Annotated in this window: 14 protein-coding genes; 8 read left to right on the top strand and 6 right to left on the bottom strand. The window is 72.2% G+C overall.

Annotated features, from left to right (window positions below; genetic code table 11):
* The 4 genes from AC0B9F_RS06470 to AC0B9F_RS06455 all read left to right on the top strand — a co-directional run bounded on the left by AC0B9F_RS06470 (position 1) and on the right by AC0B9F_RS06455 (position 4,461).
* Positions 1–1,071, top strand: coding sequence for an ABC transporter permease (locus AC0B9F_RS06470; RefSeq protein WP_471999175.1), 1,071 nt, complete (start codon positions 1–3; stop codon positions 1,069–1,071).
* Positions 1,072–1,077: 6 nt separating this feature from the next.
* Positions 1,078–1,986, top strand: a complete 909-nt coding sequence (locus AC0B9F_RS06465; protein ID WP_471999173.1) for an ATP-binding cassette domain-containing protein — start codon at positions 1,078–1,080, stop codon at positions 1,984–1,986.
* A 1-nt stretch (position 1,987) separates the two neighbouring features.
* Complete coding sequence (locus AC0B9F_RS06460; RefSeq protein WP_471999171.1) at positions 1,988–2,890, top strand: sugar phosphate isomerase/epimerase family protein; 903 nt, start codon at positions 1,988–1,990, stop codon at positions 2,888–2,890.
* A 203-nt stretch (positions 2,891–3,093) separates the two neighbouring features.
* Positions 3,094–4,461 carry a serine hydrolase domain-containing protein gene (locus AC0B9F_RS06455; RefSeq protein ID WP_471999169.1) on the top strand — a complete coding sequence of 456 codons (1,368 nt, stop codon included), beginning with the start codon at positions 3,094–3,096 and terminating at the stop codon, positions 4,459–4,461.
* Positions 4,462–4,660: 199 nt separating this feature from the next.
* Here the strand turns inward: AC0B9F_RS06455 and AC0B9F_RS06450 are convergent, their stop codons facing one another.
* The 3 genes from AC0B9F_RS06450 to AC0B9F_RS06440 are packed head-to-tail and all read right to left on the bottom strand — an operon-like array spanning position 4,661 to position 7,683.
* The gene (locus AC0B9F_RS06450) at positions 4,661–5,665 is read right to left on the bottom strand and encodes a Gfo/Idh/MocA family protein (RefSeq protein ID WP_471999167.1); all 1,005 of its coding nucleotides are present in this window, start codon (positions 5,663–5,665) and stop codon (positions 4,661–4,663) included.
* Positions 5,666–5,701: 36 nt separating this feature from the next.
* Positions 5,702–6,478 carry an SDR family oxidoreductase gene (locus AC0B9F_RS06445; RefSeq protein WP_471999165.1) on the bottom strand — a complete coding sequence of 259 codons (777 nt, stop codon included), beginning with the start codon at positions 6,476–6,478 and terminating at the stop codon, positions 5,702–5,704.
* 50 nt (positions 6,479–6,528) lie between these two features.
* Complete coding sequence (locus AC0B9F_RS06440) at positions 6,529–7,683, bottom strand: phytanoyl-CoA dioxygenase family protein (protein ID WP_471999163.1); 1,155 nt, start codon at positions 7,681–7,683, stop codon at positions 6,529–6,531.
* A gap of 143 nt (positions 7,684–7,826) precedes the next feature.
* On the opposite strand from AC0B9F_RS06440, the gene AC0B9F_RS06435 reads away from it, so the two are divergent.
* Together AC0B9F_RS06435 and AC0B9F_RS06430 are read left to right on the top strand one after the other, a co-directional pair.
* Positions 7,827–8,858 (top strand): LacI family DNA-binding transcriptional regulator, encoded by a 1,032-nt coding sequence (locus AC0B9F_RS06435; RefSeq protein ID WP_471999161.1) that lies wholly within the window; start codon positions 7,827–7,829, stop codon positions 8,856–8,858.
* Positions 8,859–8,902: 44 nt separating this feature from the next.
* A complete protein-coding gene (locus tag AC0B9F_RS06430) occupies positions 8,903–9,475 on the top strand; it encodes a poly-gamma-glutamate hydrolase family protein (protein WP_471999160.1) in 573 nt (190 codons plus the stop codon).
* Here the strand turns inward: AC0B9F_RS06430 and AC0B9F_RS06425 are convergent.
* A complete protein-coding gene (locus tag AC0B9F_RS06425) occupies positions 9,459–10,658 on the bottom strand; it encodes a Gfo/Idh/MocA family protein (protein ID WP_471999158.1) in 1,200 nt (399 codons plus the stop codon). The genes AC0B9F_RS06430 and AC0B9F_RS06425 overlap by 17 nt on opposite strands.
* 115 nt (positions 10,659–10,773) lie before the next feature.
* Here AC0B9F_RS06425 and AC0B9F_RS06420 point away from each other — a divergent pair, with 115 nt between their 5' ends.
* Complete coding sequence (locus tag AC0B9F_RS06420) at positions 10,774–11,766, top strand: LacI family DNA-binding transcriptional regulator (protein ID WP_471999157.1); 993 nt, start codon at positions 10,774–10,776, stop codon at positions 11,764–11,766.
* A gap of 33 nt (positions 11,767–11,799) precedes the next feature.
* Here AC0B9F_RS06420 and AC0B9F_RS06415 read toward each other — a convergent pair whose 3' ends face one another.
* Together AC0B9F_RS06415 and AC0B9F_RS06410 are read right to left on the bottom strand one after the other, a co-directional pair.
* The gene (locus tag AC0B9F_RS06415; RefSeq protein ID WP_471999155.1) at positions 11,800–12,675 is read right to left on the bottom strand and encodes an endonuclease/exonuclease/phosphatase family protein; all 876 of its coding nucleotides are present in this window, start codon (positions 12,673–12,675) and stop codon (positions 11,800–11,802) included.
* 58 nt (positions 12,676–12,733) lie between these two features.
* The gene (locus tag AC0B9F_RS06410; protein WP_471999153.1) at positions 12,734–13,078 is read right to left on the bottom strand and encodes a cupin domain-containing protein; all 345 of its coding nucleotides are present in this window, start codon (positions 13,076–13,078) and stop codon (positions 12,734–12,736) included.
* Positions 13,079–13,284: 206 nt separating this feature from the next.
* Here AC0B9F_RS06410 and AC0B9F_RS06405 point away from each other — a divergent pair, with 206 nt between their 5' ends.
* On the top strand, positions 13,285–13,803 hold the full coding sequence (locus AC0B9F_RS06405) for a hypothetical protein (RefSeq protein ID WP_471999151.1): 519 nt from the start codon (positions 13,285–13,287) through the stop codon (positions 13,801–13,803).
* Positions 13,804–13,819: the final 16 nt, after the last annotated feature.

Raw genomic sequence — 13,819 nt, 5'->3', positions numbered from 1 at the left:
ATGACCCAGCAGGCTGCGCCGGCGGTGGGGACACCGCCGGCCCCCGGCCGCAAGGAGTCCGACGGCCGCACCCGGCAGCGCTCCCTGGTGTTCCGGCTGCTCGCGCGGCCCGAGGTCGGCGTCTTCCTCGGCGCCGTGGCCGTCCTGGTCTTCTTCCTGATCGCGGCGCCGACCGTGCGCCAGGGCAGCTCGATGGCCACGGTGCTCTACCAGTCGTCGACCATCGGCATCATGGCGCTGCCGGTGGCACTGCTCATGATCGGCGGCGAGTTCGACCTGTCGGCCGGCGTCGCGGTCATCACCTCGGCGCTCACCGCGAGCATGCTGAGCTTCCAGCTGAGCATGAACGTGTGGAGCGGCGTGGTCGTGGCACTGATCGTCTCCCTCGGCATCGGCGCCTTCAACGGCTGGATGGTGGTGAGAACGGGGCTGCCCAGCTTCCTGGTCACCCTCGGCACCTTCCTGATCCTCCAGGGCGTCAACCTCGCGGTGACCAAACTCGTCACCGGCAACGTCGCCACCGACGACATCAGCGACATGGACGGCTTCAACCAGGCGAGAAAGGTCTTCGCCTCCTCCTTCGACGTCGGCGGCGTCCAGGTGAAAGTCACGGTGGTGTGGTGGCTCGTCTTCGCCGCGCTGGCCACCTGGGTGCTGCTGCGCACCAAGTACGGCAACTGGATCTTCGCCGTCGGCGGCAACAAGGACAGCGCCCGGGCCGTCGGCGTACCCGTGAACTTCACGAAGATCACGCTGTTCATGACCGTAGGCTTCGGCGCCTGGTTCGTCGGCATGCACAACCTGTTCTCCTTCAACACCGTGCAGTCCGGCGAGGGCGTCGGCCAGGAGCTGATCTACATCGCCGCGGCCGTCATCGGCGGCTGCCTGCTCACCGGCGGCTACGGCTCCGCGATCGGCCCGGTCTTCGGCGCGTTCATGTTCGGCATGGTCAACCAGGGCATCGTGTACGCGGGCTGGAACCCGGACTGGTTCAAGGCCTTCCTCGGGGTGATGCTCCTCGGCGCGGTCCTGATCAACCTGTACGTGCAGCGCACCGCGACACGGAGGTGAGGTGACATGACCACCAGCGGAACCCACGGCGCGATCCTCGCGGACACCGTGCCCGAGAAGGACGCCCCCCTCGTCGAACTGCGCGCGGCCGGCAAGTCCTACGGCAACATCCGCGCCCTGCACGGCGTGGACCTGAACGTCCTGCCCGGCCGGGTGACCTGCGTCCTCGGCGACAACGGCGCCGGCAAGTCCACCCTCATCAAAATCATCTCCGGGCTGCACCAGCACACCGAGGGCGAGTTCCTCGTGGACGGGCAGCCGGTGCGCTTCACCACCCCGCGCGAGGCCCTCGACCGCGGTATCGCCACTGTCTACCAGGACCTCGCGACCGTCCCGCTGATGCCGGTGTGGCGCAACTTCTTCCTCGGGTCCGAGATGACCAAGGGCCCCTGGCCCGTCCGCCGCCTCGACATCGGCCGCATGAAGAAGACGGCCGACCAGGAGCTGCGCAACATGGGCATCGTCCTGGACGACCTGGAACAGCCCATCGGCACCCTCTCCGGCGGCCAGCGCCAGTGCGTGGCCATCGCCCGCGCCGTCTACTTCGGCGCCCGGGTGCTGATCCTGGACGAGCCGACCGCCGCCCTCGGCGTCAAGCAGTCCGGCGTGGTCCTGAAGTACATCGCCGCCGCCCGCGACCGCGGCCTCGGCGTCATCTTCATCACCCACAACCCCCACCACGCCTACATGGTCGGCGACCACTTCAACGTGCTGCGGCTGGGCACCCTGGAGCTGTCCGCCGCCCGCAGCGAGGTCAGCCTCGAGGAACTGACCAACCACATGGCCGGCGGCACCGAACTCGCCGCCCTCAAGCACGAACTCTCGCAGGTCCGGGGCGTCGACGTGGAGGGGCTGCCCGAGACGCCGGACCTCTCCGCCCCCGCGGCGGCCCCTGCGCCGGAAGGAACCCCCTGACATGCCCGCTGCTCTGAGCCGCATCCGGGTCGGCTCCGCCCCCGACTCCTGGGGCGTGTGGTTCCCCGACGATCCCGCGCAGGTGCCCTGGCAGCGCTTCCTCGACGAGGTCGCCGAGGCCGGCTACGAATGGATCGAGCTCGGCCCCTACGGCTACCTGCCCACCGACCCGGCCCGGCTCACCGACGAGGTCCGGGCCCGCGGCCTGCGGGTGTCCGCGGGCACCGTCTTCACCGCCCTGCACCGCGGCCTGTCGGTGTGGGACGCCACCTGGGAGCACGTCGCCCGGGTCGCGGCCCTCACCCAGGCCATGGGCGCCCGGCACCTCGTCGTCATCCCGTCCTTCTGGCGCGACGACAAGACCGCCGAGATCCTGGAGCCGCCGGAGCTGACCACCGAGCAGTGGGCGTACCTCACCAAGGGCATGGAACGGCTCGGACACGAGGTGAAGGAGACGTACGGCCTGGACATCGTCGTCCACCCGCACGCCGACACCCACATCGACACCGAGGCCCATGTCGAGCGCTTCCTCGACTCCACCGACTCCGAGCTGGTCAACCTCTGCCTGGACACCGGGCACTACGCCTACTGCGGCGGCGACAGCGTCCGGCTCATCGAGACCTACGGCGAGCGGATCGGCTATCTGCACCTGAAGCAGGTCGACCCGGAGATCCTCGCCGAGGTCGTGGCGCACGAGGTGCCCTTCGGCCCGGCGGTGCGGCGTGGAGTGATGTGCGAACCGCCGTCCGGGGTGCCGGAGTTGGAGCCGGTGCTGGTGGCGGCGCAGAAGCTGGGCGTGGACCTGTTCGCCATCGTCGAGCAGGACATGTACCCCTGCGAGCCCGACAGGCCCCTGCCGATCGCGGTCCGCACCCGGCGCTTCCTGCGCTCCTGCGGGGCCTGAGCCCACCCCGGGGAGGGGGCGGCGCAGCGCCCGCGGCCCGACAGGACGCGGTGGGCGGGCGCTCCTATGCTGGTGGTAGCCGGTGTGACCCATGGGGCCACTGGTACACCAGGGCCGTCGGCCTGTGCGGCGGCCGCTGTCCCGCCGCCTTCCACGACGTTCGCGGGACGTTCCCTCCCGCCGTTGATCCGGGGAGCAGGCCCATGTCGTACGCTTCCACCCGACTGCGCAGGTCAGCGGTCGTCGCCGCCGCGTTGGGCATCCTCGCGGCGCCGGCCGCGGCCGGCGTGGCCGTCGCACAGCCGACCGCGGCCCCCACGCCGCCGTCCCCGCCCGGCTATCCGCCCGGCTCGCCGTCCTCGTCGGCTGCGACCTCGCCGGCCTCGCCCGGCTCGGCGTCTCCGTCCCCGACCGGGGCGTCGCCCACCTCCGCGTCCCCGTCCGCGTCCCCGTCCACCTCTCCGTCCCCGTCCGGCAACGACGTCCGCTCGCTCACGCCCGCCGTGCGGCGGCAACTCGACGTCGCCGTACAGCGGGTGATGCACCAGGCGAACATCCCCGGCGTGACCGTCGGCGTGTGGACGCCCGACAAGGGGCAGTACGTCAAATCCTTCGGCGTCGCCGACAAGTCCACCGGCCGGAAGATGACGCCCGACCTGTACATGCGGATCGGCAGCGAGACGAAGACCTTCACCGTCACGGCCGTCCTGCAACTCGTCGACCAGGGCAAGATCGGCCTCGACGACACCATCGACAAGTACATCAGCGGCGTGCCCAACGGCAACAAGATCACGATCCGGCAGCTGGCCGGCATGCGCAGCGGGCTGTTCAACTACTCCGCGGACGAGGGCTTCTACAAAGCGCTCACCTCCGACCCGAAGCGCGCCTTCACCCCGCAGCAACTGCTCGCCTACTCCTTCAAGCACCCGGTGCTCTTCCCGCCCGGCCGGCAGTTCTACTACTGCAACACCAACCTGGTCCTGCTCGGCCTGGTCGTCGAGAAGCAGAGCGGGCAGAAGCTGGACCAGTACATCCAGCACAAGATCATCGACCCGGTCGGCCTGAAGCACACGCTGTTCCCGACCGGCAGCGAGTTCCCGACGCCGCACTCGCAGGGCTACACCAACCAGACGGCGACCGGGAAGGTCGAGGACTCCGCCGACTGGAACCCCTCCTGGGGCTGGGCGGCCGGCGCGATGATCTCCCAGCTGGACGACCTGCGGGTGTGGGCCCGCACGGTGGCCACCGGCAAACTGCCGAACGGCGGTGACATGGTCAGCCCCGCCACGCAGAAGCAGCGGCTGATCACACCCGCGACCACCATCCCGGGCGCCGGCTACGGACTCGGCATCTTCAACGTGCAGGGCTGGATCGGGCACAACGGTTCCCTGCCCGGCTACGAGTCCCTCACCATCTACCTGCCGTCCGCCAAGGCGACGGTCGTGGTGGTGCTCAACACCGACATCAACTACAAGGGCGAGGAGCCCAGCACCCTCTTCGGCCGGACCGTGACACAGATCGTCTCCCCGAACCACGTCTTCAACCTGCCAGCGGAACCGGCGGCGCGGTGACGTCGGGGGAGGGCAACGGCTGAGCCCCGGCCGGAACACCGGCCGGGGACAAGGTGCGTGCGCCTTCGTGGTCACCTGGCCTGGCCCGGGCCGGGGTCAAGGTGCAGTGCGTCGTCGAGGTCACCTGCCCTGGGCCGGCCGGGAGTTGAGGCGCCACGCTCCTCGGCCGCCACCCGGCCCGGCCCGGTCCCGTCACGGTTCAGGCGTCGCGGACCTCCGCGAGCGTCACCGACCGGTGCTCGTGCAGGGACAGCGTGCACGCCTCCGCGATCCAGCCCGCCTCCAGCGCGTCCGCGATCGTGCACGGCGAGGGCCGGGTCCCGGCGATCAGCTCGGTGAACGCGGCCAGTTCGGCGCGGTAGGCGGCGGCGAAGCGGTCCATGAAGAAGTCGTGCGGGACGCCGGAGGGGAAGGTGACGCCGGGCTCGGCCGAGCGCAGCGGCAGCTTGTCGTCGAGGCCGACGGCGAGGGAGTCCGTGAACCCGTGCAGCTCCATGCGGACGTCGTAACCCCGGGCGTTGTGCCGGGAGTTGGACACCACCGCGATGGTGCCGTCGTCGAGGGTGAGCAGCGCGCCGGTGGTGTCGGCGTCGCCGGCCTGCCGGATGTAGTCGGCGCCCCGGTTGCCGCCCACGGCGTACACCTCGGTGACCTCGCGGCCGGTCACCCAGCGGATGATGTCGAAGTCGTGCACGGAGCAGTCCCGGAAGATGCCCCCGGACGCGGCGATGTAGGCGGCCGGCGGCGGCGCCGGGTCCAGCGTGGTCGACCGCACGGTGTGCAGCGTGCCGAGTTCCCCGGACCGGACGGCGGCGCGCGCGGCGGCGAACCCGGCGTCGAAGCGCCGGTTGAAGCCGATCTGGACCGGCACGTCGCCGCCCTCCACGGCGCGCAGCACCTCGACGCCCTCGGCGATGGTGCGGGCGACCGGCTTCTCGCAGAACACGGGCACACCGGCCGCCACCCCGGCCCGGATCAGCGCCGGATGGGCGTCGGTGGCCGCCGCGACGACGATGCCGTCCACCCCGGAGGCCAGCAGCGCCTCGGGCGAGTCGGCGACCTCGGCGCCGAACCGTTCCGCGGCGGCCTTGGCGGCGTCCGCCAGGGGATCGGTGACGACGAGGGACTCGACGGCATCGAGCCCGGACAGGGTCTCGGCGTGGAAGGCGCCGATGCGGCCGAGGCCGAGGATTCCGATACGCATGATGCTCCTGGAGACGACGAAAGATGAGTGTGGCGGTCAGTCCAGTCCGCCGAGGACGTTCTGGTCCCAGTCGATCACCGAGCCGGTGACCACCCCGGACCGGTCGGACAGCAGGAAGACCACGAAGTCGGCGATCTCGTCGGGCCGGCCGAGCCGCCCCATCGGCAGCCGCGCCGCCGCCTGCTCCTGCCAGTCGTCACCCGCCCCGTGGTAGGCCCGCTGGGTGGCGTCCTCGCCCTCGGTCGCGGTCCAGCCGATGTTCAGGCCGTTGATCCGGACGCGGTCGTAGCGGTGGGCGTGCGCGACGTTGCGGGTCAGCCCCGCGAGCCCCGCCTTCGCGGCCACGTACGGCGCGAGGAAGGGCTGCCCGCCGTGCGCCGACGACGTGATGACGTTGACGATCGTGCCGGGCGCCCCGCGGGCCAGCATGTCGGCGACGGCCGCCTGCATCGCGAAGAACGGCCCTTTGAGATTGACGGCGATGTGCTGGTCGAACAGCTCGGGCGTGGTGTCGAGCAGCGTGCCGCGCGCGGTCAGCCCGGCGGAGTTCACCAGGCAGTCGACGCGGCCCCAGGCGTCCACCACCGCGGTCACGGCCGCCCGGGCCTGCCCGGCGTCGGCCAGGTCGGCCCGCACGTACAGCGCCTTGCCGCCGCCGGCCGTGAGCTCCGCGACCAGCGCCTCGCCGGGCTCGGGGCGGCGCCCGGTGACGGCGACGACCGCGCCCTCACGGACCGCGGCCCGTGCGACGGCCGCGCCGACGCCCTGGCTGCCGCCGTTGACCAGCACCACCTTGTCGTCGAGCAGTCCCATCCCTGTCCCCGGCTCCCTTCGTCTCCGTGTCGGCTTCCCTCATCCGCGCGTCAGCTCGTGCGCCGCTCGGCGCCGGCGCGCAGCTGGGCGCGAAGTGTCTCAGGGCTCCACTCCTCGGCGAGCGCGCGGCGCACCAGATCGGCCTGCGAGGGCGGCGCGAGCCCCTCCACCGGCGGGTCGCGGTCCAGGTCGGTGGGGAAGGGATAGCCCTCGGCGCTCGCGGCGATCACCTGCTCCAGCCACTGCTCGCCCGCCCCGTCGGCCTTGCGCTTGAGCAGCACCGGATAGACGGCGTCGACGACGGCCTCGCGGTTCACGCTCTCCATGGCCCGGCCGAACGCGGAGGACACCTGGAGCAGGTTGGCCGTGCGCCGGATGTCCGCCGAGCGGTTGGTGCCGGCCGCGTGGAAGAGGGCCGGATTGAAGAAGACGGCGTCGCCCTTGGCGAGCGGCACCTGCACATGGTGCTCAGCGAAGTACGCCCGGAACTCCGGCAGCCGCCACGCCAGGTACCCGGGCTCGTACAGCTGGGAGTAGGGCAGGTACAGCGTCGGCCCGGACTCCACCGGCATGTCGCAGTGGGCGACGGCGCCCTGCAGGGTGAGCACGGGGGAGAGGCGGTGCACGTGCGCCGGATAGGCCGCGGCGGTGTCGTTCGCGAGGAAGCCCAGGTGGTAGTCGCGGTGCGGGTCTTGCGCCGCGCCGCCCGGGTTGACGACGTTGACCTGGGAGGTGACCTGGTAGCCGGGGCCGAGCCAGGCCCGCGAGGCCAGCGCCACGACGTCGTTCGCGTAGTAGTCGGCGAACGCCTCCGCGTCGCGCAGCGCGGCCTTCTGGAGGGCGTTCCACACCCGGTCGTTGGCGCCCGGGCGTGCGAAGTGGTCACTGGGCGTCCGGTCCGCGGCGCGCTGCTCGGCGATCAGCGCCTCGAAGACGGCGGTGAGCCGGTCGACGACGGACGGGTCCGGGAAGGCGCCCCGGAAGACGGCGATCCCGGGGCCGTCGGCGAGGACGTGGACGATCTCGGCCTGGATCTCGCGGCCGGAGCCGAGCTGCCCGGCGTCGTAGAGCGGCACGTTGTGCTCGACGGCGGCGGCGTGCGGACAGTCGGCGGGGCCGGTGGTCCGCTCGATCAGGGTGCGGAAGGCGGTCAGGTCGCAGTCCGGCTCGGACAGCCAGGCGCGCTGCGGTGCGGTGGCGGACATCGCGGTCCCTTCGTTCATCACGTGACGCGTGGCCGACGGCGCGAGGTGCGGGTCACGGAGTCACGCGGCTCTGTCATTCTTGTCAGGACAAACACGGCGAACAACCGGCAGGCAGCCATCAAAAACCCCTCAAGGAGCCGACCGTGGGCCACCCCTTCCCGCTCAAGGAGATCGCACGTCAGGCCGGTCTGAGCGAGGCCACGGTCGACCGGGTGCTCAACGGCCGCGGCGGGGTCCGCGCGTCCACCGCGCAGGAGGTGCACCGGGCCATCGCCGACCTGGACCGGCAGCGCACCCAGGTCCGGCTGATCGGCCGCACCTTCATGATCGACATCGTGATGCAGGCGCCGGAACGGTTCTCCACCGCCGTACGCGCCGCCCTGGAGGCGGAGCTGCCGTCCCTGCACCCGGCCGTGCTGCGCTCCCGCTTCCACTTCCGCGAGACCGGGCCGGTCGAGGAACAGGTCCGCGTCCTGGACCGGATCGCCCGCCGGGGCTCCCAGGGGGTGCTGCTCAAGGCGCCGGACGTGCCCGAGATCACCGCCGCCGTCGGCCGTCTCACCGCCGCCGGCATCCCCGTCGTCACGCTCGCCACCGACCTGCCCGCCAGCACCCGCGTCGGCTACGTCGGCATCGACAACCGCGCCGCGGGCGCCACCGCCGCCTATCTGACGGGCCAGTGGCTCGGCGACCGGCCCGGCAACGTCCTCACCAGCCTCAGCAGCGGCTTCTTCCGCAACGAGGAGGAGCGCGAGATGGGTTTCCGCAGCGCCATGCGCGCCCGGCACCCCGGGCGCGTCCTCGTCGAGATCGCCGAGGGCCAGGGGCTCGACGCCACCCAGTACGACCTGGTGCGCGCCGCCCTGGAACGCGACCCGGACATCCGTGCCGTGTACTCGATCGGCGGCGGCAACATCGCCACGCTGCAGGCCTTCGCCGACCTCGGCCGCGCGTGCGCCGTGTTCATCGCGCACGACCTCGACCACGACAACACCCGCCTGCTGCGGGACCACCGCCTGTCCGCGGTCCTCCACCACGACCTGCGCCATGACCTGCGAGAGGCCTGCCACCTGGTGATGCGGGCCCACGGCGCGCTGCCACCCGCCGGGCCCACCCTGCCGTCGGCGATCCAGGTCGTCACCCCCTTCAACATGCCGCCGCAGGCCGCCCTATGACCGGGGCCGGGCGCACGCGGACCGAGCGCGTGAGGATCGAGGGCGTGGACTTCACGGCCGCGCTCACCCCGGGCGACGGCATCGGCCTGCTCGCGCTGCACGCGAGCGTCGAGGGCGGCACCGGCGAACTCGCCGACGAGCTGGCGGATCGGTGCGGTGCGTCGCGGCTGGTGTTCCGGCAGTGCGACGGGGAACCGGTGCACATCACCTCGGCGCGGATGGCGGCCGCCCCGTGCGCCCTGCTGCACCACTTCCTCACCCACGTCGACGTCGTCGTGTCGCTGCACGGGCATCTGCGGACGGCCACCCCCCGCTCGATCTTCCTCGGCGGCGCCGGCCGGAGCGCGGCTTGGCTCCTGGCGGGCGGCCTTCAGACGCTGCGGCCGCGGTTCGAACCGGTCACCGACCTGGCGCTGATCCCCGCCGCCCTGCGCGGCCTCAACCCGCGCAACCCGGTGAACATGTCCGGCGGCCCGGGCGTGCAGGTCGAGCTGCCGCTGCTGGCCCGGACCACGAGCCAGGGCCGCGCGGGCGGCGCGGACATCCCGCCGCGCGACGTCGCCGACGCCCTCGCCGACGGCGTACGACGGCTGCGGGCGCTCACCCGGGAGGCGTGACGCCGGTACCTGGCGGGGGAGCGTCCTGGCCGGAGAGTGTCACCCACGCCCCGCTCGCGGCCGAGCGGGCCATCGCGTCCAGCACGGTCGCACTGTGCACGGCGTCCGTGAGCGTCGCCCCGTACGCGGTGTCCTCGGCGATCGAGCGCAGGAAGCGGTGGCACTCGATGACCTTCAGGTCGTCGTAGCCCATGGCGTTGGCCGCGCCGGGCTGGAACGCGCCGTACTCGCCGGCGCCCGGGCCGACGTACACCGTGCTCACCGGCTGGTCCTGGTACGTCGTACCGCGGCTGACGCCCAGCTCGTTCATCCGCCGGAAGTCCCAGAAGACGGCGCCCCGGGTGCCGTGCACCTCGAAGCCGTAGGCGTTCTGCTCACCGACGGAGACCCGGCAGGCCTCGAGCACGCCGCGGGCGCCGGAGGCGAAGCGCAGCAGGCAGCTGACGTAGTCCTCGTTCTCCACCGGGCCGGGCGCGCCGCCGCTCGCACGCGCGTGGCCGGCGGTGGCGCCGGCGGGCCGCGCCCGCTCAGGGACGAAGATCGCGGTGTCGGCGGTCAGGGAGGCGATGTCGCCGAGCAGGTACCGGGCGAGGTCGGCGCCGTGCGAGGCGAGATCGCCGAGCACCCCGCTGCCGCCGCGCTCTCGCTCGTAACGCCAGGTCAGGGCACCGTCGGGGTGGGCGGCGTAGTCGCTGAAGAGCCGGATGCGGACGTGTGTGACCGCGCCCAGCTCCCCGGAGCGGATCAGTTCGCGGGCCGCCTCGACGGCCGGGGCGTTGCGGTAGTTGAAGCCGACCGCGCCCCGCACGCCGGCCTCGGCGACCGCGTCGGCGACCGCGCGGGCGTCGTCGGCGCCGAGACCGACGGGCTTCTCGATCCACAGGTGCTTGCCCGCCTCGGCCATGGCGACGCCGATCTCGCGGTGCAGGAAGTTCGGCGCGGTGACGCTGACCGCCTCCACCCGGGGATCGGCGGCCACCTCACGCCAGTCACGGGTCGTCGAGGCGAAGCCGAACTGCGCGGCGGCCTCCTCGGCCCGCCCCGGCACCTCCTCGGCGACGGCGACCAGCTGCGGACGCAGGCCGAGGAGGGGGAAGTGATGGAGTACGCGCGCGTACGCCTGCGTGTGCACCCGTCCCATCCAGCCGAACCCGACGACGGCGACCCCGAGCGTGCGTGCCATGACAGCCCTCTCACGTTTGGACCGTTCCAACCAGCTTCTTCCGCCACATTGTGCGGGCCCACCGCCGCTGTCAAGCCCTTTGACAACCCGGGGGCTTCATGGAACGGTCCACGTCATGAGGCAGCCGACGATCCGTGACGTGGCCGAGCGGGCGGGGGTGTCCAAGTCGCTCGTCTCGCTCGTGCTGCGGGGCTCCGGCCAGGTGCGCCCCGAGAAGCGGGACGCGGTGCTCCGGGCGGTGCGGGAGCTCGGCTACCGGCCCAACGCGGCGGCCCGCACCCTGAGCGAACGACGCTCCCGCACCGTCGGGGTGCTCCTGCACGACCTGCGCAACCCCTGGTTCGTGGAACTGCTCGACGGTCTCAACTCCGTGCTGCACACGGCCGGCCTGCAGATGCTGCTCTCCGACGCCCGCCTCGGCCGCCGCGCGGGCCACGACCTCGCCGAACCCTTCCTGGACCTCGGGGTCGACGGCCTGGTCGTGGTCGGTACGCTGCCCGACCCGGCCGGCCTCGCGCGGGTGGCCGAACGGCTCCCGGTGGTGGTCGCGGGAGCGCGGGAACCGGTGCTGCCGGGCGTGGACGTGGTGGCGGGCGACGACGAGCGGGGCGCCCGGCTCGTCGTGGAGCACCTCGTCACGCTGGGCCATCGCCGGATCGCCCACATCGCAGGGCACGGCGCGGTCGGCGAACTGCGCCGGAAGGGCTACGCGTCCGCGGTGGTAGCGCACGGGATCGAACAGCTGGCCGAGCCCGGGGACCTGACGGAGGAGGGCGGCTACCGGGCCACGGTCCGGCTCCTCAGCCGCCCCGACCGGCCCACCGCCATCTTCGCCGTCAACGACATGACGGCGGTCGGCGTGCTGACGGCGGCCGCGGAGCTGGGACTGAACGTGCCGCGGGACGTCTCCGTGGCCGGCTACGACAACACGAGCATCTCCCGGCTCCGGCACGTGTGGCTGACCACGGTCGACACCGCCGGCCACGAGGTGGGCCGGCGCGCCGCCCGCTGCCTGCTCCAACGCTTCGAGCACCGGGAAGGCTCCGCCCGCGTCCAGCTGACCACGCCACATCTGGAGGTGCGGGGGACGACGGGACAGCCCACCTAGGGCCGGACGCCGGGCACGCGCAGCCCTGTCCGGTCAGGCGACGCTGACGCTTTCGATCATGACGTGATGGTCGGAGAAGGCCGACTCGGCGACCGCGCACCAGCGTCGCGGCTCACTGCTGAAGAGGTAGTCGATCTTCCATCCGCCGTCGTGCGTGGGCCGCCCGGTACGGGAGGCGCCGTCCTGGTCGCACTCCACGTACCCCGGGGTGCCGGGTCCCCGGGAGTACAGGTCCGCGGGCCAGATCCACGCGTCGGTGTTGCCCGGCTGGTCTGGGGCCAGGCTGTTGAAGTCACCGCCGAAGACCACCTTGGGGAAGCCGGCGGTGACGTTCTTGATGTCCTTGAGCTGGTCGTCGCGGTAGTCCCAGTCGGGGTGGTCCGGATTCACGCCGGCGCGCGACAGATGCACCGTGCACAGCCTGACGTTCCACCAGGTCGCGGTGGCGCACTGGAAGGGCTGGTTCAGCCCGGTCCGCGGCTGGGTGAGGGGATAGGAGGTGGCGTCGGCCATCCCCGCCTTGATCACGATGGCCGTGCCTATCCGGTCGGCGCGGTCGTCCGGACCGTCGTTGCCGCATCGGCTGTTCCAGGTCGCACCGTCCTGCGACCACTTGTAGGGGGCGAAGCTCTTGCTCCACCCCGCGCCGAGCTTGCCCATCAGCAGGGTGAGGTCGTCCTCGCACACCTCCTGAAGAAGCACCGCCTGCACATAGTCGTGGTCGACGTGGTACTTGACCACATCGGTCTTCTGCTCCGGCGTGCCGGTGCCGGCGCAGTGCCAGCTGTCGCGTTGGCTGCCGCACATGTTCCACGACATGACCTGGAGATTCTTCGGCTCCGCCGCGCTCGCCGCCGGCGCCGCGGCGCCCAGGACCAGCAGCGCCGCCAGCCCGCTCACGATCTTCATGGGACCCCCCTGCTCAATCTTCGATCTTGAAGCGGGAGGAGCTTATCCGACCGGGGCGTCACAGCCCGATCGCGTACACCTTGCGCAGTGTCTCGTGCACCGTCCACGTCGTCCGGTCGCCCTCGCGCAGGACCGCCATGTCGCCGGGGCCGACGTGCAGGGTCGGTCCGCCGTCGACCTCGACGGTGGCCGACCCGCTGATGACGACGAACATCTCGTCGGCCTCCGTGTCGGTGACCACGCCGGGGGTGATCTGCCAGACGCCGCGGACCTGGCGCCCGTCCTCGGACTCCCACACGACCTTGCCGGTCACCTCGGGAGAGCCGGAGACGATCTGGGCGGGGTCGAGCGGCTCCGGCGTGAGGTCGGCGTCGGGGACGTGCAGTGCGAAGCTGTGGATCATGCGGCGACCCTAGCGGCACGGCTGCGACGGCGGTGCTGGACACAGTGTGCGCGTTCGCCCCGGCCGAGCGGACACATCGTCGTGCGCGTTCGCCCTGGCCGAGTGGACACATCGTCGCACCGTGCACGCACCGTGCACGCGTTGGTTCGCCCCCCGCCCCATCCGGGCAAGTGGCAGGCGCCCGCGGCCCGGGTGATCGTGAGGGCATGGCCGACCCCGACTCCCCGCCGACGGCTGCCGCGCCGCGCGGCCACGACCCGCGCGAGATGATCCTCTTCGGCGGTGTCTACGGCGCCGTCCTGGCCAGCTCCATGGTCGCGGCCCTCACCCAGTACGGGCACTCCTCCGCGCACAGCCGCCGCTACGACGCCCTGTGGCTGCTGATCACCGCCTTCGCCTCCGCGCTGGCCCACGGCTACGCCCACTACATCGCCGAGCGCGGCCCGCACCGCCGCTGGGACGCCCTGCGCGCCCTCGTCGACGAGTGGCCCCTGGTCACCGCCGTCCTGCCGACGGTGCTGGTGCTGGCGGGAGCCGGCTGGGGCTGGTGGCCGCCCGACGGCGTCGAATACCCGGCGTTCGCTCTCAACATCGCCCTCCTCTTCCTCCTCGGCCTGACAACGGCCCGCTGGTCCAGCCGCAGCTGGCCGACGGCCTTCGCCATCGGAGCGGTGGACGCGCTGCTGGGCTTCGTGGTGGTGGTGGCGAACGCGGTCATCAAGTAGAGCCGGCAGCCGCTCC

This window comes from Streptomyces sp. NPDC097129 (assembly GCF_055668065.1).
This window is presented reverse-complemented; position numbering and strand designations above follow the sequence as displayed.

Coding starts and splice junctions, on each gene's coding strand:
- AC0B9F_RS06470 (WP_471999175.1), top strand. CDS start 1: ATGACCCAGCAGGCTGCGCCGGCGGTGGGGACACCGCCGGCCCCCGGC.
- AC0B9F_RS06465 (WP_471999173.1), top strand. CDS start 1,078: ATGACCACCAGCGGAACCCACGGCGCGATCCTCGCGGACACCGTGCCC.
- AC0B9F_RS06460 (WP_471999171.1), top strand. CDS start 1,988: ATGCCCGCTGCTCTGAGCCGCATCCGGGTCGGCTCCGCCCCCGACTCC.
- AC0B9F_RS06455 (WP_471999169.1), top strand. CDS start 3,094: ATGTCGTACGCTTCCACCCGACTGCGCAGGTCAGCGGTCGTCGCCGCC.
- AC0B9F_RS06450 (WP_471999167.1), bottom strand. CDS start 5,665: ATGCGTATCGGAATCCTCGGCCTCGGCCGCATCGGCGCCTTCCACGCC.
- AC0B9F_RS06445 (WP_471999165.1), bottom strand. CDS start 6,478: ATGGGACTGCTCGACGACAAGGTGGTGCTGGTCAACGGCGGCAGCCAG.
- AC0B9F_RS06440 (WP_471999163.1), bottom strand. CDS start 7,683: ATGTCCGCCACCGCACCGCAGCGCGCCTGGCTGTCCGAGCCGGACTGC.
- AC0B9F_RS06425 (WP_471999158.1), bottom strand. CDS start 10,658: ATGGCACGCACGCTCGGGGTCGCCGTCGTCGGGTTCGGCTGGATGGGA.
- AC0B9F_RS06420 (WP_471999157.1), top strand. CDS start 10,774: ATGAGGCAGCCGACGATCCGTGACGTGGCCGAGCGGGCGGGGGTGTCC.
- AC0B9F_RS06415 (WP_471999155.1), bottom strand. CDS start 12,675: ATGAAGATCGTGAGCGGGCTGGCGGCGCTGCTGGTCCTGGGCGCCGCG.
- AC0B9F_RS06410 (WP_471999153.1), bottom strand. CDS start 13,078: ATGATCCACAGCTTCGCACTGCACGTCCCCGACGCCGACCTCACGCCG.
- AC0B9F_RS06405 (WP_471999151.1), top strand. CDS start 13,285: ATGGCCGACCCCGACTCCCCGCCGACGGCTGCCGCGCCGCGCGGCCAC.